The sequence below is a fragment of the Pseudomonas sp. SDO5591_S426 genome, assembly GCF_054070755.1.
In genome coordinates, this window is the sequence record NZ_JBSVXD010000452.1 from 1 (window position 1) to 210 (window position 210).

A 210-nucleotide genomic window follows, 5' to 3' on the forward strand; every position below is an offset into this window, starting at 1 on the left:
GTTTTTCAATCAGGTTGCCCCACGCATCGTAGGCATATTCCTGATCCCGCCAGCGTTTAAGGCGGTTGTCTTTGACGTGATCAAACTGGCTGGTGTTGAAGTTCAGCCGGTTCGCCGCGGCGTCGTAGCGGAACTCTTCGCTGTCGATCAGTTGCCCGGTGTCGCGGCTGTGCAACTGGCCGTTGGCTTCGTATTCGTACTTGATCTCGC

At 56.2% G+C, this 210-nt stretch carries 1 pseudogene; it reads right to left on the bottom strand.

Features of this window, described 5'->3' with window-relative positions:
* Positions 1-210: pseudogene (locus ACW9JC_RS30515) on the bottom strand (hypothetical protein); the annotation flags it as partial.